Raw genomic sequence first — 18909 nt, 5'->3', positions numbered from 1 at the left:
TTAGATTATCAACTCCAGAAAGGTGATACCTATGCTCGCTGCCGAAAGACGCAAAAAAATAATAGACCTTGTCCATCAGGACAAACGGGTGCTTGTATCCGATCTGAGCCGGATGTTTGAAGTCACGGAGGAAACCATACGCAGAGATCTGGAGAAGCTGGAGAAGGATGGCATTGTAAGCCGGACCTACGGCGGAGCCATGCTGAACAGGCATACCAACGAGGATCTGCCGTTTCTGACCCGGGGTGCGCTCAATACGGATATCAAACGCAATATAGCGATCAAAGCGCTGAATCTCATTAATGACGGGGATACGCTGATGGTTGACCCCAGCTCGACTTCTTTTGAATTCCTGAAGCTGCTGGGCAATAAAAGCAATCTGACGATCATCACGAATTCGATTAACATTCTGCACGAGTTCGCCAGTTCAAGTCTGAGCATTATCTCTACGGGGGGATCGCTGCGCCACCGCTCCTTGTCCCTTGTGGGTCCTGTCGCCCATGAGACCATTCAGCGCTACAATGTGGACACTGCCGTGATCAGCTGCAAAGCTATTGACAGGGACCGCGGGGTTACCGATTCCAATGAACCGGAATGTGAGCTGAAGAAATACATGCTGCGCCAGGCCCAGAAGGTAGTGCTGCTGGCTGACCATACCAAGTTCGACCAGACCGCCTTTGCCAACCTGGCCGAGCTAAGCCGGATTGATGTGCTGATTACCGACCGCAGACCTTCGGATGCCTGGCTGAAGCTTTTGTCGGAGAAGAATGTGGAAGTGCTGTATTGAAACTGATAAACTAGCAGGAAGTTATCTTCTATATAATCTACTATTCATAAGGGAGCGGAAGCAGACTATGGGCAAAAAGAAAAAAACATTACCCGCCAATTTTGGTGAGCTGGTTAAATCGAATGATATCGCTGCGCTGAAGGCTGTCTTTGACGACTGTGAATGGAATGCGACCCTGGGGTACTACAAAGAACCCGCGCTCAGCATCCGGCAGATTCCGGATGAGCTGGTCCGCTGGCTCGTGGAGCAGGGTGCCGACATTAACGCCAGGGATAAATATCAGCGCACCCCGCTGTATTCGCAGGCCGGAACCTGGTCCGGCAATATCCCACTGTTCCTGGAGCTTGGTGCGGAGCTGGAAGCCGTAGATTATCAGAATCAGACCCCGCTGCACGCTGCAGTCAACTATTACCGTACACAGTCGGTACGGGATCTGGTGGCCCACGGCGCCAATGTCCATGCGGTGAATAAGTCGGGGAACACCCCGCTGTCCAAGGCCCTCTTGCAATGCCGGAATAGCGATATCGCCGACATGCTGGAAATCTCGCACATCCTGCTGGATGCCGGGGCGGTGATCACACCGGAGATGAAGGAATCTGTGAAGAATATCGGCAAGAGCTTTGAATTCGCCAGATCCAATTTCAATAAAGAGCGCTTAAGCGAAACCGCAGATGCCCTGGACTCACTGTACAAGCTATTCGATGTGGAGCCTGTAGCAGCGCGGGTGATGCATGACGGCGTTTCCAAGATCGAGGTAAACAGCATAAGATGGCAGGATCAGCACCAGGAGCTATGGGAATTACTAATCCCGGCGTCAGGACATGCGCTCACCGTACAGGGAGAGGTCATTCGCATCACCGGCCGGATCTCACATGAAATCATGAATAACGGCGGAGGCAACTGGGATGCCGATTTCCGTAAAATGCTGAAGGCGCTGCTCCTGCACTTCGCCTCGGGCACACCTCTGGACCCTACGCACCTGAAGGAAGCGGCTGATTTAGCCGGATACCTGCGCCATGGCAACGGCAATGATGAGCCGGCCAGATTATGCGAATTGGCCGTGAATTGGGTACTTGCCAATCCACAGCCCGTTTCGTTGCCGCAGCCGGATTACAAACGCTAAATGCTGAGACATACAGCACTTGTACTGCTCCCTATGAAGAAGCGGCTCCCTTGGAGAGCATAATATTCAGAATCGCCTGGTCTGTGGCAGCAAGCCCCTCCTGAACCAGGGTCTCCATATTCTTGATCGTATCCTCCACCTTCTCAAAGATGACGCCGTCATTCAGACTCGGAGAGATATTGTTCATGGCAAGAGTAGCAGACTGAATGGCCGCATTCGTTGCCGTTGAGATTTTGAGCGCGCAGGTCGGCTTGGCACCATCACAGATCATGCCGGAAGTAGAGGCAATCGTATTCTGGATGGAGTGCTTGATCTGCGCCAGCGTCCCGCCCATCAGATAGACAATGCCGCTGCCCGCCCCCACTCCACCGGCAATGCCTGAGCCGCAGAGTGGGGACAGACGGCCAATGTAATGCTTCACATGGATGGTAATCAGATTGCTGAGCGCCATCGCTCTGGCCAGGGTCTCCTCATCCTTGCCGAGGAGCTCGGCCAGGGCAATGACCGGCATGGTACAGGCAATCCCCTGATTGCCGCTGCCCGCCGTCGTCATTACCGGCATGGCACTGCCGTCCATCCGTGCATCGGATGCGGCTGCCGTTGCGGCAATGATCCGGTTCGCCACATCCGCGCCGAACAGATTGAGGGCGGATTGCTGGCTCATTTTCCGGCCCACCTGGAGACCATACTCCCCGCGCAGCCCTTCCTCCGAGATCGCCTTATTCATTCTCGCCCCTTCCAGCAGGAAACTGAGTTCAGCGAACGGTGTGGTCTGAATGAACTCATAGATCTCTTCCAGTGAAACCGAGTAGACCTCCGGGTCCAGGGTATGCGACTCCTCGCAATCCGCCTTGTCCCTCTTCGGCTCAAGCCGTTTGCCATCCTTGGCCAACAACACCACGTTCGTATGTTCTTTAGCCACGATGGCTGTTGCGGTATGATTCTTGCTGCGCACTCTCGCTTCTATATATAGCTTCTCTGGCGTATCCTTCAGCTCAACCTCCAGCAGCTTCCGCTCCAGGATATCCGTTGCCTTAGCCAGCTCCCCCGGAGTCAGCCCGGACAGAATCTCCAGCTTACGGTGCGACCGGAGCACCACCGCTCCCAAGGCAGCCGCAATCGGCAGCCCGGTCTGGCCTGTACCCGGAATCCCGACGCCCATAGCATTCTTAATGATATTTCCGCTGAGGAACAGCTCGATCCCTGTAATCTCTTCCTCAACCAGCTCAGCCGCCAAAGACACGGCATAGGCCACCGCAATCGGCTCCGTGCAGCCCTCGGCCGGAACAATCTCCTTCTTCAATACTTCCAGTAGGTTAACCATATGCGAATCACCATTCCCTCTATCTATCTGTGTCTATATCTATATCTATTTCTATATATACTACATCAGATAGACAGTCCGGGGAATCCCCGTTATTACCCATTAGCCGGTTAGCTTCACCAGCCGCTTCAGTCCTTCCGTACAAGCCCAGCCTCCGGCACCTGCCAGGATGGAATTATGAAAAAGATTCAAAGCCAGCTTATACGTCATACTGCCGATAATGATTTCAACCACAATAAACCGTAAAATATCTCGCTTCGTGATCAGATAGACTCTGAATTCCTGATTCTGGGACACCGGTCCTCTCCCCCGTCCATTTCCTGTTTCTGTACTTATATGCTCCGTGCGGGTTGTCTGATTCTGCCCTGCGAGACCGAAGCTTATCAGCACAAGTGGAAACAAAATAAACAGGCTGTCCCAAGAGTCATGGAGTGACTACTTGAAACAGCCTGCTGTTCACCTGAAGAATAGGTTGCCGTGTCTTACTTCGTCTCCACCGCATGACCGCCGAATTCGTTGCGCAGCGCAGCGACCACTTTACCGGTGAAGGTATCGGTCTCCAGGGACCGGTAACGCATGAGCAGGGCCATAGCGATGACCGGAGTCGCCGCCTGCAGGTCAAATGCAGTCTCGAGCGTCCATCTTCCCTCCCCGGAGGAATGCATGATGCCCTTAATCTCCTCCAGCTTGGCGTCCTTGGAGAAGGCGCGTTCGATCAGCTCCATCAGCCAGGAGCGGACCACCGAGCCGTTATTCCAGACGCGGGCCACCTGCTCGAAGTCGAAGTCATACCCGCTTTTCTCCAGCACCTCGAAGCCCTCGCCAATGGCGGCCATCATCCCGTATTCAATGCCGTTGTGTACCATCTTGAGGAAATGTCCGCTGCCGGATTTGCCGGCATACAGGTACCCGTTCTCCACTGCAGTGTCACGGAACAGCGGCTCAACCACCGCCCATGCCTCCTCATCTCCGCCAACCATATAACAAGCACCGTTCCGCGCGCCTTCCATTCCGCCGGACGTTCCCGCATCCAGGAAATGAATCCCGTGGGCGCCAAGCTCGTCATGACGGCGGATCGACTCTTTATAATGAGAGTTCCCCGCTTCGATAATGATATCACCCTGGGACAACAGCGGTGTTAGTTCAGTGATCACCGAATCCACAAACGTATGGGGGACCATGATCCAGAGTACACGCGGGGAATCCAGCTTGCCCGTCAGCTCCTTCAGGCTTGCTGCACCGGACGCCCCCTGTTCTGCCAGCTCCTGCACGGCAGCGGCATTCACATCATACGCTACTACTTCGTGAGCATGCTCCAATAGATTCTGGCCGAGATTGAAGCCCATTTTGCCGAGACCGATTAATCCGACTTTCATAATGAATCCCTCCGATCCTTTTTGCTTTTCGTTATATTCTTATTACTTACGCGCCAGGCCGGATAACTTCCGGCTCTGTCCCGGCCGTCCGGTGGCCGCGGGCAGGCTCTCCGCTCTGCGGCTCATCCAGCCACCAGTGATACTCACCGAGCAGCTCCTCGGCAGCTTCCGGACCATTCGATCCGGAGGGATAGAGATGCAGCGGCAGGCTGCCATCTGCGGTTGCGTCGATGATAGGCTGAACCCACTGCCAGGACAACTCTACCTCCTCCCAATGGGCGAAGAAGGTCGCATCGCCAAGCATAGCATCGTAGATCAGATTCTCATACGCTTCCGGCAGATCGGGATTACCGGACTCGTGTCTGATGCTGACCGGCTCAAGCTGCCCGTGCTGACGCGGGTTCTTGGTGTTCAGCGTCAGGGATATGCCCTCATTCGGGCCGATATCAATCACCAGCAGGTTGGGGTCAAGCTCCAGCTTGTTCCGGTTCTTGTTATGCAAATCATTAAACGGCTCTTTGAATTCTATAACAATCCGGGTGGATTTCTCCTTCATGCGTTTGCCGGTACGAATATAGAAGGGTACATCCTTCCACAGCGGATCTTCAATCCACAGCCGCGCAGTGATGTAGGTCTCATTCTGGGAAGAGGCTTCGATCCCGGGCTCGGCTGTATAGGCAGGCACCTGTTGTCCGCGGATCTCCCCTGCTGCATACTGGCCGCGCACAACATGCTGCGTTACTTCTTCGGCAAGCAGCGGACGTACAGAGCGGATCACATGGCGTTTCTTGCTGCGCACATCCTCCGGTGTACTGCCCTTCGGCAGCTGCATCGCCATCATCATAAGCAGCTGCAGCATATGGTTCTGGAACATATCCCGCAGCGCACCCGCCTTGTCATAATACCCTGCCCGTTCTTCCACCCCTACCGTTTCACTCGCGGTAATCTGGACATTGGCGATATAACGGTTCTGCCACAACGCCCGCAGCACAGGATTGGAGTACTTCAGCACCTCCAGATTCTGTACCATCGGCTTGCCGAGGAAGTGATCAATACGGAAGATTTCCTCCTCTGCAAAAGCCGCATTCAAGCTGTCATTCAGCACCCGGGCAGAATGCAAGTCCCGTCCGAACGGCTTCTCGATGATCAGGCGTTTCCAGCCCTCGGTATCACCGAGGCCGCTGGCATTGATGTTTACGGCAATCTCCCCGAAGAATTCAGGACCGACAGATAAATAGAACATCCGGTTCTGCGGAAGTCCCAGCTCTTCCTCCCGGCGCTGTACATGTCCCAGCAGCTTCTCATAATCCTCCGGACGTCCAACATCCAGCACGCTATATTCAAAAGCCCGCAGGAAATGCTGCAGCTCCGCTGTATCCTCAACCGGACGGCGCGAGAAGGTGCGCAGGGAATCCAGCACCTGCATCTGGAAAGCCCCATTCGAGACTTCCCTTCTGCCCAGGCCAATGACGGAGAGAGGACCGGAAAGCTTGCCATCAGTGAACAGGTTATATAAAGCGGGATAAATTTTCCGTTTGGCTAAATCCCCGGTTGCGCCAAAAAGTATAAAGGTTGATGATTCCACTTTCATTCCTCCCGTTGTTATTATTTTATTATATAGTTACTTATTATTACTCAGGAACTTTATAACACATCATACGACTATAAAATCAATTCGTCAATCTCAATTCGACATTTACGATAATTACCCAAACATGCCAAACAGCAGGCCTTCCATTAGAAGACCTGCTATGATGCTCCGAACCCATGATCAGAACCATGAAGATACCAGATCATTGATCGGCTTGAAGATGAATATAATCAGCAGCAGCGGGCTGGGAACCTGAATTTTGAGCAGCGTGCATATCGTGGCAGCCATTCCAACGATCCACAGCAGCCCCCAGACCACACGGTCACGCCGCTTCTGCCTGCCCTTCAGGGAGGACAGATCTATGGCTGCACAGCCTGCGGCAATCAGAGCAAACATCAGCACCAGCAGCATACAGCCTCACTCCTTAATCTCGTCAAGAAATGAATTATCAATCGTACCGATCCGGTTGATCGTCACACTAGCCTCGTAATGGATAGGGAGTGTTCTGAGATAGTCTTCTCCCTTCTGTTCCTTCAGTCTCTGCCATGCCTTGGGGCTCTTGCGGTATATGGACTGGCCGAAGCCGAAGATATCCACATTGAACTGCTTGCTGATTCCCTCTACAGCATCTTTCATCCGCTTTACAGTCCGGGCCTCCGTCTTCTCTTCCAGTGATCTGATCTTGGCCTCCGTATCCAGCTTATCCGCGCCTTCAACTTCCTCTACATTGGATAACGTTTCCACACTCAAAAAAATATGCGGCTCGCCGTCTATGAATTTCACCTTCCGGCTGGTAGCAGAGGTAAGCGCCTCTATAATAATCAGGCTTCCGGTTTCGTCTTTGAAATGCCCTGTATTCTTGGTGACATTATCAGTCACATAATTGAAGCCAACCGTTAAGTTATCATCTATCCAGCCCACCAGCTTATCCTTTCTGAATACGGCCACACTCTCATAGTGAAGTTTCGTTCTGGGGTCCGTCTGTTCCACATTGCTTTTCTCACTGCCTGCTTCGGGATCCCCCTCCACCTCCACTCCGGTTAATACAGGACTCTCCCCTTGGAGGAGCAGGTCCTCGATGAATTGATCCAATGTAACCGCGACGGTCTTGGATGAAATCCTGTAGGACTTGTCAAGGGAACTGAATAATTTAGTGGCCGGCAGCCGGTCCAGCGGAGTCAGCACCTTCAGCACATTCTCGGCAGTTGTCTTCCGTGCAACCATCACATAGAAGTCCATGCGCGGCTCCCGGCTTCTTTTGATCACATCCAGCGTCTCGCCCACCCCTTCCCGTGCCAGCTCTTCCCCGATCACCAGCACCCGGATATGGCCCAGATAGGGAGAACGGGAGCTGATCAGATTGAACTTACGGAGGGATTCATAGACCGTTGGCACTGTAAAATTATACACAACCACGGGAACACCGCTTCCCCCCGTTCCTCCCGCATTCTGTGAAGAGATCGAGGAGGGGATGACCACCTGCATCGTTACGTTGTAGCCGTTCTCCGCTTTATCGAGGCCCAGCGCCAGCACAAAGGCCAGTTCATTCAGCTCCTTCCTCTCCCAGCACCCGCTAAGCAGCAGCGAAACCAGCAGGAGGGGAAGGCAAACAGCAACGGCTCTCTTAATTCGGCTTGTCATATCAGGAACCTCCGCGTTTGGATCTGTTCTGGCGGTGCAGATTCTGTGTTCTATTCTCTTGCGGTCTTGTTCTGAGGAACGGCCAGGGGAACCTGAAGATAGAATCCTTAAGGTCTGTCGGCCGGAAGGGCCCCAGCGGACTCATATAAGGAACGCCGAAGGAGCGCAGGCTGACGAGATGCAGCACCACTAAGAATACTCCGCACAATATTCCGTACAGACCCATGAACCCGGCCAGCGCAATCAGGAAAAACCGGATAATGCGTGCGGCGATGGACATTCCGGCTTCGGGAATCACAAAGCTTGAGATCGCTGTAATGGATACAATGATGACCATCGCCGAGGAGATGAACCCTGCCGCAACCGCCGCCTGCCCAATAACCAGCGTTCCGACGATGGATACAGCCTGACCCACATTCTTAGGAATCCGTACGCCTGCTTCCCGCAGAATCTCATAGGTCAATTCCATCATCAGTGCTTCGACAAAAGTCGGAAACGGCACCGTCTCCCGCTGCGCCGCCAGGCTGATTACCAGATTGGTCGGAATCATCTCCTGATGATAGGTTGTGATAGCCACATAGAACGCAGGGGCAAACAAGGTGATAAAAAAAGCCAGAAACCGGATGAACCGCAGCAGGGTAGAGATATCCGCCCGCTGGTAATAATCCTCCGCCGACTGAAAGAAGGAGACAAATACAGTTGGGGCCAGCAGCACAAAGGGGGTGCCATCGACTAAGATAGCCACCTTCCCTTCCAAAATCCCCGCCGCGATGGTATCCGGCCGGTCACTGTTATAGATCGTGGGAAAGGGTGTCGCCACCTTATCCTGAATAAATTCCTCGATATAGCCGCTCTCCAGAATGCTGTCCGTATCAATGCTGTTCAGGCGCCGCTTCACCTCCTGCACCAGCTCTTTATTCGCAATGTGGCTGAGATACATAATCGAGACACTGGTCTGGGTGACGCGGCCGATCTGCATCGTTTCCAGCCACAATTGACTGTCTTTGATTTTGCGCCGGATTAACGCAGTGTTGGTCCGCAGATTCTCGCTGAACCCCTCCATCGGTCCGCGGACCACCGACTGCGAGCTGGGCTCGCTTACCCCGCGGTCCTCCCAGCCGGGAAGACCGATCCGCAGCGCTGAGTCCGTCCCTTCCACCATCAGCATCACGTTGCCGGATAACAGGTCGTGTACGAACTGGGCGTAATCCTGAACCACGGTAAGATCGCCGGCCATCAGCACACGGCTGGTCAAGATTTCTATTTTCTTATCCGGGTCCTGTTCTTCCAGAAGAGCCGAGGTCCGTCCCTCCTGAAGCGAATACAGAATCGAATTATGCAGCAGCTGATTATCTATCAGGCCATCAATATAAAAAATAGCCAGCTCCGTATGCTCTCCCAGCTTCAGCTGTTTTCTCACCAGGTCAGTACTCTCGCCCAGCAGCTTGTACAGCTGTTCATGATTGACCTCCAGCCGGCTGGATAACTTCCCCTCCACCGTACTCTTCATCCGGGCCACCTCTCCTTCCCGTGAACATTCTATTCCGGTTAGTTTGGTAGCATTGCTTGATAATTATTCCTCAAATTCAGACCCGTACTGGATTCACATAATTATGGAAGGGGATGCCATACTAAGAGGAGTTTCGGTTTTCATAGGTCCTGGAGGTCACATGTAAAGGGGGGATAGAGATGAGTATTGAAAAAGAGCGGATCAGCACAGCACAGTTGGTAATCCTCGGTCTTTTCACTTTTATCGGGGATATGGCCCTGGTCTATCCTGCAGCCATGACTTCTGAAGCCCATCAGGATGCCTGGATCGCCGCCTTGTTCAGCATTCCGCCGGGGATTGCACTAGTCTTCCTGTTTGTTGTAGTAGCGAATATCAGTCCGGACCAAAATATTATTGAGATCAGCCGGCAGGTGCTGGGGAAATGGCTAGGCAGCGCGGTAGGCGGGTACTATCTGTTCTTCTTCATCATCGCGGCCTCTACGTATGTCCGGGAGATTGAGGATTTCATGTGTACCCAGATCTACGAGGGAACTCCCGGCGGAGTGATCCGGTTCATGAGCATTGTTCTGCTGGTGTACGGTCTGCGTCTGGGGCTTGAGACGGTCGGCCGGGCAGCGCAGGTGTTTTTTCCGTTGTTTGCTCTATTCTTGGTGGCCCTGATGGTGCTCTTATTTCCGCAGGTCCGGCTGGACCGTGTCTATCCCATGATGACTACACCCTTGCCGGATATGCTGCATACGATCATGATCGGCGTATTTTATCCCTTCGGAGAGATCTGCGTATTCTTCATGATCTATCCTTACACCCGCAAGAACAGTAAGATTAACCGTGATATCTTCATTGCGCTCTGCCTGGGTTCAGCAGGTTTGAACCTGATCCTCTTTCTCTCGCTGACCGTGCTCGGCGTCTATTTCTCCGAGCATAATTTCTATGCCGCCTATATCCTGGCCCAAAAAATCAATATCGCCAACTTTCTGCAGCGGCTCGAAGCACTTATGGCTACCGCCTGGATTATCACGACCTATTTCAAAACAGCACTCTACTTCTATGCCTTCGTACTCGGAACCGCGCAAATCTTCAAGCTGAAAAGCCACCGCCCTCTAATCTTCCCTGTCGCGTTCCTGATCTACGGACTGTCTCAGCTCATCTCCAAGGACATCATCTTCTATGTCAAAGAAATCCCCCCGTTCTGGGTGGACTGGAATCTAAGTCTGTCGCTCGGACTTCCCCTGCTTATTCTCATAGTATACAAAGTGAGGCAGCGGGCCGCTGCCTCCTAAGCTGTAGAGCTACACGCTGTGCCCGCCTGATAAGTCCACGCCTGTATATTCGAAGTAGTCAAAATACGCCGCCTTCGCCTGCTGGTCCAGGTCCTGTGCGCAGATCCCGGCATAAGATCCGGTGAAGCCCAGCTTGCCGCCATGCTCATCCGAGAGGGTGCCGAAATCAAGCGGCGTGCACATCGCTGTCCAGACCTCCCCGTCCCGCGAAGCGTAGAACATAATCTCTCTGCCGTTAATCTCTGCCTTCAAATAGTAACGCTCCCAGTCCTTCACCGATATCTGCATGGAGGAAATTTCCCCATATTTGCCGGCCTGACACATTACGACTCCCAGAGCCACCCCTCTGAGCTCATCCGCTGTTACGCGAAGATAATAGTAATCCTTGTCATCATAGTAGAGCACCAGCCCGGCCATCTGCAGGAAGCTGTCCGGCTTGAATTCCAGGCAGGTAGTCACGGTGCAGGAGAAATGCTGAATCGGCCTCCCGATCAGACTCTGGTCAAACAGCGATGCCAGGGATTCCCGGCCGCGGAGCCGTAAGAAGCCGGGACGCTCCTGCAAGCTCACCCATGATTCATCGAACGGTACGCGCAGACTCTGGTAAGGATAACCCAGCACACTGCCGTCAAAATCATCCCGCTCCGGCAAGGCATCGAACGGGTGCGGGGAAAGCTCCGGTGCTTCGCTCCGCAGGGCCGGCAGCTTCCCGCCGTGCGCCAGGCGCAGCCAGCCGTCCTCCGTCCATACGCAGCGCTGGATAGCCGTCTCCCGGCCCAGCGGATTGAGCTTGCCCGTTCCCGGAATCGGGCGGGTACACAGATGAGCCATGTACCATTCCCCGGACTGTGTCTCCACCAGTGAGCCGTGCCCTGCCTGCTGGAAAGCATAGGCCAGATCATGAGCCGTCGTCATAATAGGGTAATCCGGATCGGTCTCATAAGGTCCCGTCAGGCTGCGGCTGCGGGCCATCGTGACCATATGATTCACTCCGGTACCCCCTTCGGCAACCAGCAGATAGTAGTAATCCCCGCGCTTGTACAATTGCGGTCCTTCCGTTACTCCTGCAGGAGTCCCCTGGTATATTTCATGAATAGGACCGGTCAGCCTGCCGCTCTCAGGGTCATACTCCTGCATGACGATGCCGGAGAAATTGCTGTGATTCTGCCGGAAGTCCCAGCGCATATTCAGCAGCCATTTGCGTCCGTCTCTGTCATGAAACAGGAACGGATCGAACCCGCTGCCGTTCAGCCTTACCGGCGGGCTCCAGGGTCCTTCAAGACTGGCAGCCGTAATCAGATAGTTATGCAGATCCTTATAGACACTTGAGCGGGACTTCACATCCGTATACAGCAGGTAATACAAGCCGTTGTCATAGGATAGTGCCGGCGCCCAGATGGAGCCGGAGCTTCCGTTGCCGCGCAGGTCGACCTGTGAGGTCTCGGTCAGCGCACGGGTAAGCGTATGCCAGTGTACCAGATCACGGGAATGATGAATCTCCACACCGGGGAACCATTCGAAGGTGGAGGTTGCGATATAATAATCATCCCCTACCCTAAGGAAAGACGGATCGGGATGAAAACCGGTCAGCACCGGATTAACAATGATTGGAGCCATAAATGTTACCCCCTGATTAATGTAAGTTACAGAATGAATTGTATCTCTTGGATTCTATTGAAGAATCCCCGTTTTTATTGTAGCCGCTGAGAGAGCAGAAAGTTATAATGGGTTATAATAAAATGTTTGTATTTTGTCTTGTTGGAGGCGTTAGAGAGTGTTATGAAACAGCTATTCGAACCTGTTCTGTTTGCGAACCGGCAGTCTCTCATCTGGGACTACCGCATCTATACGGATGACCATTACAAAGGATATTACCACTGGCATCAGTGCTGTGAAATCATGCTCGTACACGGCGGGCAGGGCAGCATTGTTGTGAATCAGCAGATGTATGATATCCGGCCGGGCATGCTTTTCTTTTTCCAGCCGTATCAGCTGCACCGGATCTATTCAGAAGTGTCACCAGCCCGCCCATTCGTACGCACGATCTTCTATCTCGATCCCCATATTGCCGAGAATCTGCTGCAGGGCTTCAGCAAGCGTAAGGCATTATTCTCTGCTCTCTGGCAGGGGGACAACCCGTATTGCGGCTTTGATCTCGGGGACCGCTTCGAGACTATGGAATGGGTCTACGAGAACTACAACCAGTGCCGGAACCAATCCTTAGAGGAGGATACTGAGGATATCACGATGTTGCTCCTGCAGTTGCTCAGCTGCCTGGGAACAGGCGGGCAGTCGCTGATCCATACAGGGGAACGGAGGAATCTCCGGTATTCGGAGCAGATCATGAACTGGATAGAGGCGCATTATCAGGAAGAGGTGAATCTGGATCAGCTTGCGGAGGAGACTCATCTCTCGAAATCCTATGTCTCGCGGATCTTTCATCAGGAAACGGGCGGCCGTCTGGTCGACTATCTCACCGCCCGGCGGCTCAAGCAGGCCTGCCGGCTGCTCGGAACTACCGATATGGCTGTGGAGCAGATCGGCATCGCCGTCGGCTTCCCGAACGCCTCCTATTTCAATCAGCTGTTCAAGCGGGTCCTCGGGACCACTCCGCTGAAGTACCGGAAAGGGAACATGTAGTCATATGACAATATAACAATATTTCTTCATATCAAAGTGCAACTTTCTATAAGCATAGGACGCTATACTGAGGCCATATTCTAATTAATGGAGGCATCAGTGATGAGCACAGCATATTGGCAGGAAGTGTTGAACCGGCTGGATACGAAGGTTACGCGGATGATCGAGCAGATCGGGGGGAAATGTCCGCATTTTGCCGGAGAAGATGGTAAGTTCGATGATATCGCCTCCGACTGGTGGACAACCGGCTTCTGGCCGGGGATGCTCTGGATTATGCATGATATGACCGGTAAGGACCACTATAAGGATGCGGCCTGGCCCTGGGATGAGACGCTGGAACAATGGTTCGTTAAGCCGACCGTTGAGCTGCATCATGATGTTGGTTTCCAGTTCCTGGCCACAGCCGTAATCAAGAACGTTCTGACCGGGGATGAGGATGGCCTGCGCCGGGGCCTAGAGGCCGCAAACTTCCTGGCCGCACGCTACAATCCGGTTGGCAGGTTCATCCGCGCCTGGAATGAGGACAAACACGGCTGGGTGATTATCGACTGCATGCTGAACATCTCCCTGCTGTTCTGGGCAAGCAAGGTGACTGGCGATCCGCGCTATAGACATATTGCGGTCAGCCATGCGGAGACTGCGATGCAGTATGGGGTGCGTGAGGACGGATCGACCAAGCATATCCTCTCCTTCGATGCCGAGACTGGCGCATATATCGAGAACTTCGGCGGTCAGGGCTATTCCGCTGAATCCTGCTGGAGCCGGGGGGCTGCCTGGGGACTGTATGGCTTCATTAACACTTACCGTCACACCGGGGATGAACGTTTCCTGAATACTTCGAAGCGGATTGCCCATTACTTCATCTCTGCTCTTCCGGAGGATCATGTGCCTTACTGGGACTTCCGGCTGGCAGACGACAAGCGGATGTTCAAAGACAGCTCCGCTGCAGCAATCGCGGCATCCGGCTTACTGGAGCTGGCTGACATCGTGCCGCTTGGCGAGAAAAGCCTCTACGCCAATGCCGCAGAGCGGATTCTGCGTTCACTGACCGAGAACTATGCCACCTGGGACCAGCCGGAGCATGAAGCGATTCTGCTCCATGGTGCAGGCAGCGGCGACTCCTTCGTTGATGTATCGCTGATCTACGGTGACTATTACTATGTCGAGGCTGTCGCCAAGCTGAACGGCTGGAAGCATCGCATTTTCTAGTCTGGGTATGGCATAACATAAACAGCGGGTCTTCGTATCCTTGGGGACTCGCGCATCATACAAACAGCGAATCCCCCATGGGAGATTCGCTGTTTGTTTTTTAAAGTTATGCTTCATGAAAGCTCACCCTATAATCCTGCGTATCCACATCTGAGCTTCAAAATCCTGCAAAGAATGCAACACTTATAATGTTAACACATTCCCTCACTTATGCAGCGTTCGAATGCTTATCCCTAGTTACGCAGCGTTCGATTCTTCCCTTCGCTTAAACGGCCTACGAATCCTTACCCCCGCTGCTCCTCCAGCCACAAGACCGCCGTCACTCCGCGCGGATAATATTTGCTGCCGGTGATCTCACCCGAGATAATCTGGTCGCTCCAGCTCCAGACCGAGAGCTGCGGATGCGTAAGCCAGCTTACATGTGCCGAATCGGCTGCATGGCCTTTGTCCCCCCACTCCAGACCCAGAATTTGTCTGGCGATGAACTGGCACAGATAAATCTTGCTCAGCCAGCTGTTGTTGCTGGTGGAGGAGATTTTCCAGCCGCCGTCTTCGAACAGGCACACCCCTTCCACAAGCACGGCCTGCAGATGCGCGTCTAGCGCCGCAATGTATTCGCCGAACCGCCCGCCGCGCTCCAGAGCTTCCTTGCAGCCGGTGAAGTAAGGGAACACGAGGCCTTCAATCGCCGGAATAATCTTCGAGTCATTGCCTTCTCCGATTACAGCCGGGATATAGCCGCCCTCGGTAACACTGCCCACAATGGTTGCTGCGCAGAGCTCTGCCTGTCTGCCGGCAGTCTGTGACAGCTCCGTATTACCGTTATCGCGGAAGATCTTCTCCATCGCCAAATACGCTGCCCAGCATTTACCTGCCAGGTAGATATTGTTGCGTGCCTGGCCCAGTGACACATCCAGGCTGTCGTACGTAGTAATCTCCGCACCGCCCATTGTCCGCGAGCTGTCGAGAGCCATCACACCGTTACGTTTCGCCGGGTCCGGATGATCCCGGTTCAGCATACTCTGCAGGCAGCTCTCCAGTACTGTAAGGTTGCGTTCCATCCAGCTGAGATCACCCGTATGCTCCAGATAGACCCCCGCAGTAAGAATCCAGTTCACCAGCTGCTCATGGGTCATATGCGAGAAGCAGCCGTCAATGCCGTACAGCTCATAGGAGGAGTACCCTGGACGTGAGACAGCATTAGCCACCCCCATATCATGAGTGAAGCTGAGCCCGCCCGGATATTCGGTCGTATCTCCCGGGAAACGGACCGTATCCACATAGCTGTACCGGTCCACGAACATATCCAGCTCATTGCGAACGGTCCACGGATTCATCTTCAGCTCATAGAATAACTGGTCCACCGTAAGATCGAAGGTGTTCATCATCCGGTATTCGCCTTCGTTCACGACCCAGAACGGCCGGGCTTTGTACTCCAGCAGCTCGGTTGAGCCATAATAACTGCGGATGGCATGAGCCAGCATGAAGGTCTGATCTTCGCTGAGCCCTGTTCCTTCCAGCATGGAATTAGCCTGTATTGCCTGCTGCTTCAGCTGATCGAAACGGGACAGCGCATATTCCGCTACCGCCTCTACATTGCTGTAATAACGGTTATAGTAATAACTGGCATCCATCCCCGAGGTCACATAGCCGGACCGGTGGAAGCAGACTGCGAAGCGGTAGACCTTCCGTTCACCCGCAGGCACATCCATGATAAGTGCACCCACTTGACCCAGCCCGAAGGTCCAGTTCTCCTCCAGCTCCGCAGTGAGTATATCCTCCATGGTGAAGTGCATGGCGGACTTGACGCTTCCCTGTTCAGCGGCGATCGCCAGGAACCGGCCCTGGCCGACACCGGTCAGCTCTGCCTGGCTGCTCTCGAAGCGTCTCAAAGCGTTATACGGATCGTTCCCCTGGAAGCCGAAGAAGGCGCGGCGGACCGAATCGCCTGAAGTATTATCGACTTCAAGCTCGACCAGTACCGCAGGCAGCAGCACTTCCTTGAGCTCCGCTTCTGTTGCCGTCTCCGGGTCGGGAACCGGCCGGACCGGGGAGAGAATGCGGAAGGTCAGATCCCCCGCCTGCCAGCTGTCCGTACCCAGCCGGAAATCACGGGTGATCTCTTCGTCCGCATAATGATACAGAACCTGCGGCTTATCCGGGTTCGGATCAGGATTCTCGATGTCATAGCGCTTACTCTCATCGTCACTGCCCTGCTCATGGAAAGGCAAGGTATCGAAGCCGCGGCCATCCTTGCGTTCCAGGCCAATATATACATTCTGTCTCGGCGGCTTACCCGCTTCCAGGTCAAAACCGCCGGACGATCCCTTAAACCCCAGAGTAAAGCTGGAAAAAGAACCAATCGGTGAATGATGGGCATTAAAAAACTGATTTGTCGGCATAACGTAAATGCACTCCCTCCAGGCTGTGTCCCGGCAGTTCCGGGATCATAGCTCTATGTTAGCTCCGGCCCGGCTTATGCAACAGGCGTAAAGCCGCCAATTATTTGGACAAATCAATCGGACGCGGCGGCCTATGTTATAATAGAGCCAACTTTTAGTGAAAAAGAGGCCTGAGTATGAACGCATTAGATCCCGGAACACAGCATTCCATGGACGGCCGTATGTCCCCGGATATACAGGCCGCCTTCCATATATTCGCTGCCCACTGGCGCAAGGTGAACAAGGAGTGGCAATATCCGGTGCACACCCATCCGATGTTCGAGATCAATATCGTCCTGCAGGGTTCGCAGCAAATGACCGTAGGCGGGCAGTCTTACATCCAGCACAGCGGCGACATTCTGTTCATCCGCCCAAGTGTCCTGCATTCCAGCCTGGGTACGGTTTCAGAGGATGAAATGACCTATTATTGCCTGCATTTCGACATTGATGATCTGGTCCTGCGCCGCTCCCTGATGACAATGGACACCGTCAGCCTAAGCGGCGACACTCCGGAGCTGCAGGCGATCCGTTCTTCGCTCGATGCAATTATCAGCTCGACGATCCTCCCGGATGCCAGCGATACGCAGCGGAGCCGGCTGGTGACGCTCAATGCTTCGCTGCAGCTGTTCACCGCACTCAGCAGCTTGGTGCTGGCTGCATTGCCCTCTCCTGCCCGGAGCACCCTGCCGGGTGTTACGGAGAAAACCTTGGCCCTGGCGAATGCCATTGAAGGGCTGCTGCAGGAATCCGTATTCACCGCTGCGGCAACCGGCAGCCGGGCCGGAAGCATCGAAGACATCGCCGCAAAGCTCGGCTACAGTCCGAGTCACTGTAACCGCGCCTTCCGGCAAATCTACGGACTGCCGCCGAGGCAGTATCTCTCTGACCTGATTATCCGCCACGCTAAGCTGCTACTGCTGGATAACAGCCTGTCAGTGGAGAGTATCGCCTACAGGCTCGGCTACCGTGATGTCTCCCATTTCAGCAAGCAGTTCAAGCGCTGGACCGGCCTGCCTCCCATGGGCTACCGCCAGCTTACGGAGGAACCGGGGAAGACAGACGGCAATCGTATCAGCGAGAAATAAAAACTCCGCAAGCCATTATATATTGGCCCGCGGAGTTTTTATTGCCCCCAGATGACACACACCCCTTATCCCTTGGTGGCCCCTGACGCAATTCCCTTAACGAAATACTTCTGCAGGAAGATAAATACGATCAGCACAGGCACCACCGACATGGCGGTTCCGGCAAAAATCATATCCCAGCGCGAGGAGAATTCCCCGATATACCGGTAGATTTCAACAACCATCGTCTTGGCCTGGCCGGAAGGCAGCACCAGCATCGGCATCAGGAAGTCATTCCAGATCCCCAGACCGTTCAGTACCACCATACTTGCCGTAACCGGTCCGAGCAGCGGGAAGACGATTCTCCAGAAAATCCCGTAGCGGGAGCATCCGTCAATCTCTGCCGCCTCTTCAATCTCCCGTGGAATCCCTTTGACGAAGCTGGTATAGAGCAGGCATCCGAAGCCTACGGCACCGGCGACATAGATCATGATCGGTCCCGCCAGACTGCCGTACAGGCCGAGTATTCTCAGCTCTTTGAACAGCGGAATCATATACGCCTGGAACGGAATCATCATGCCGGCCAGGAAATAGATGAAGACCAGCCGCGTCCAGCGGGCATTTCTGCGCTCAATCGCATAACCTGCCATCGGAATAATCAGCACCTGGGCGACAATCGCCACAACGGTCAGAATCAGGCTGTTGAGGATCGCGCGCGGAAACTCCGTCTCCGTGAGCAGATACTTGAAGCTGTCTAAATATAGTGTCTTCGGAAGAGCAACCGCATCGCGCATAATCTCGGCATTGCTTTTGAACGCGGACATCAGGTTAAAGAAAATCGGGAAGAAAAAGATAACCGCTACCAGGAGCGTAATGACAAACAGGACAATTTCAGTGATTCTCCGCTTGGTCTGCATCGTCAT

Annotated in this window: 16 protein-coding genes; 6 read left to right on the top strand and 10 right to left on the bottom strand. The window is 53.9% G+C overall.

Translation table 11 applies throughout. The annotated features are described in order from the left end of the window. The first annotated feature begins 31 nt into the window (after positions 1 to 31). Positions 32 to 787, top strand: coding sequence for a DeoR/GlpR family DNA-binding transcription regulator (locus HQN87_RS13240; RefSeq protein ID WP_173133720.1), 756 nt, complete (start codon positions 32 to 34; stop codon positions 785 to 787). Positions 788 to 854: 67 nt separating this feature from the next. Further along, entirely contained in the window at positions 855 to 1910 is a 1056-nt protein-coding gene (locus HQN87_RS13235) for an ankyrin repeat domain-containing protein (RefSeq protein WP_173133551.1), read from the top strand. A gap of 31 nt (positions 1911 to 1941) precedes the next feature. Here HQN87_RS13235 and HQN87_RS13230 read toward each other — a convergent pair whose 3' ends face one another. The 7 genes from HQN87_RS13230 to HQN87_RS13200 form a co-directional block, all read right to left on the bottom strand. Continuing rightward, positions 1942 to 3234, bottom strand: coding sequence for an L-cysteine desulfidase family protein (locus tag HQN87_RS13230; protein ID WP_173133548.1), 1293 nt, complete (start codon positions 3232 to 3234; stop codon positions 1942 to 1944). 102 nt (positions 3235 to 3336) lie between these two features. Beyond that, complete coding sequence (locus tag HQN87_RS13225; RefSeq protein ID WP_173133545.1) at positions 3337 to 3531, bottom strand: hypothetical protein; 195 nt, start codon at positions 3529 to 3531, stop codon at positions 3337 to 3339. A gap of 185 nt (positions 3532 to 3716) precedes the next feature. Beyond that, positions 3717 to 4610 carry a phosphogluconate dehydrogenase (NAD(+)-dependent, decarboxylating) gene (gnd, locus tag HQN87_RS13220; RefSeq protein ID WP_173133541.1) on the bottom strand — a complete coding sequence of 298 codons (894 nt, stop codon included), beginning with the start codon at positions 4608 to 4610 and terminating at the stop codon, positions 3717 to 3719. 46 nt (positions 4611 to 4656) lie between these two features. Further along, the gene (gene zwf, locus HQN87_RS13215; protein ID WP_173133538.1) at positions 4657 to 6195 is read right to left on the bottom strand and encodes a glucose-6-phosphate dehydrogenase; all 1539 of its coding nucleotides are present in this window, start codon (positions 6193 to 6195) and stop codon (positions 4657 to 4659) included. 186 nt (positions 6196 to 6381) lie between these two features. After that, on the bottom strand, positions 6382 to 6612 hold the full coding sequence (locus HQN87_RS13210) for a hypothetical protein (RefSeq protein ID WP_246552751.1): 231 nt from the start codon (positions 6610 to 6612) through the stop codon (positions 6382 to 6384). A gap of 6 nt (positions 6613 to 6618) precedes the next feature. Then, positions 6619 to 7842: a Ger(x)C family spore germination protein gene (locus HQN87_RS13205; RefSeq protein ID WP_173133535.1), complete on the bottom strand. Its 1224-nt coding sequence runs from the start codon at positions 7840 to 7842 to the stop codon at positions 6619 to 6621. A gap of 1 nt (position 7843) precedes the next feature. After that, positions 7844 to 9352 carry a spore germination protein gene (locus tag HQN87_RS13200; RefSeq protein WP_173133532.1) on the bottom strand — a complete coding sequence of 503 codons (1509 nt, stop codon included), beginning with the start codon at positions 9350 to 9352 and terminating at the stop codon, positions 7844 to 7846. A gap of 179 nt (positions 9353 to 9531) precedes the next feature. Here HQN87_RS13200 and HQN87_RS13195 point away from each other — a divergent pair, with 179 nt between their 5' ends. Then, positions 9532 to 10632 (top strand): GerAB/ArcD/ProY family transporter, encoded by a 1101-nt coding sequence (locus HQN87_RS13195; protein WP_173133529.1) that lies wholly within the window; start codon positions 9532 to 9534, stop codon positions 10630 to 10632. A gap of 9 nt (positions 10633 to 10641) precedes the next feature. Here HQN87_RS13195 and HQN87_RS13190 read toward each other — a convergent pair whose 3' ends face one another. Next, entirely contained in the window at positions 10642 to 12249 is a 1608-nt protein-coding gene (locus tag HQN87_RS13190; RefSeq protein ID WP_173133525.1) for a glycoside hydrolase family 43 protein, read from the bottom strand. Between the two features lie 162 nt (positions 12250 to 12411). Between HQN87_RS13190 and HQN87_RS13185 the strand changes: the two genes are divergently transcribed. After that, on the top strand, positions 12412 to 13272 hold the full coding sequence (locus tag HQN87_RS13185; protein WP_173133522.1) for an AraC family transcriptional regulator: 861 nt from the start codon (positions 12412 to 12414) through the stop codon (positions 13270 to 13272). Positions 13273 to 13374: 102 nt separating this feature from the next. Beyond that, on the top strand, positions 13375 to 14481 hold the full coding sequence (locus HQN87_RS13180) for a glycoside hydrolase family 88 protein (protein ID WP_173133519.1): 1107 nt from the start codon (positions 13375 to 13377) through the stop codon (positions 14479 to 14481). Between the two features lie 284 nt (positions 14482 to 14765). Here HQN87_RS13180 and HQN87_RS13175 read toward each other — a convergent pair whose 3' ends face one another. Beyond that, a complete protein-coding gene (locus tag HQN87_RS13175) occupies positions 14766 to 16883 on the bottom strand; it encodes a glycoside hydrolase family 52 protein (RefSeq protein ID WP_173133516.1) in 2118 nt (705 codons plus the stop codon). A 176-nt stretch (positions 16884 to 17059) separates the two neighbouring features. Here HQN87_RS13175 and HQN87_RS13170 point away from each other — a divergent pair, with 176 nt between their 5' ends. Then, on the top strand, positions 17060 to 18007 hold the full coding sequence (locus HQN87_RS13170) for an AraC family transcriptional regulator (RefSeq protein WP_173133513.1): 948 nt from the start codon (positions 17060 to 17062) through the stop codon (positions 18005 to 18007). 65 nt (positions 18008 to 18072) lie between these two features. On the opposite strand, the gene HQN87_RS13165 is transcribed toward HQN87_RS13170, so the two are convergent. Next, positions 18073 to 18903: a carbohydrate ABC transporter permease gene (locus HQN87_RS13165; protein WP_425355134.1), complete on the bottom strand. Its 831-nt coding sequence runs from the start codon at positions 18901 to 18903 to the stop codon at positions 18073 to 18075. Between the last annotated feature and the right edge of the window lie 6 nt (positions 18904 to 18909).

The sequence above is a fragment of the Paenibacillus tritici genome (genome assembly GCF_013204885.1).
Lineage (GTDB): Bacteria > Bacillota > Bacilli > Paenibacillales > Paenibacillaceae > Paenibacillus_AQ > Paenibacillus_AQ tritici.
Note: the sequence above shows the minus strand (reverse complement) of the source record. Positions and strands in the feature narration are given on the sequence as shown.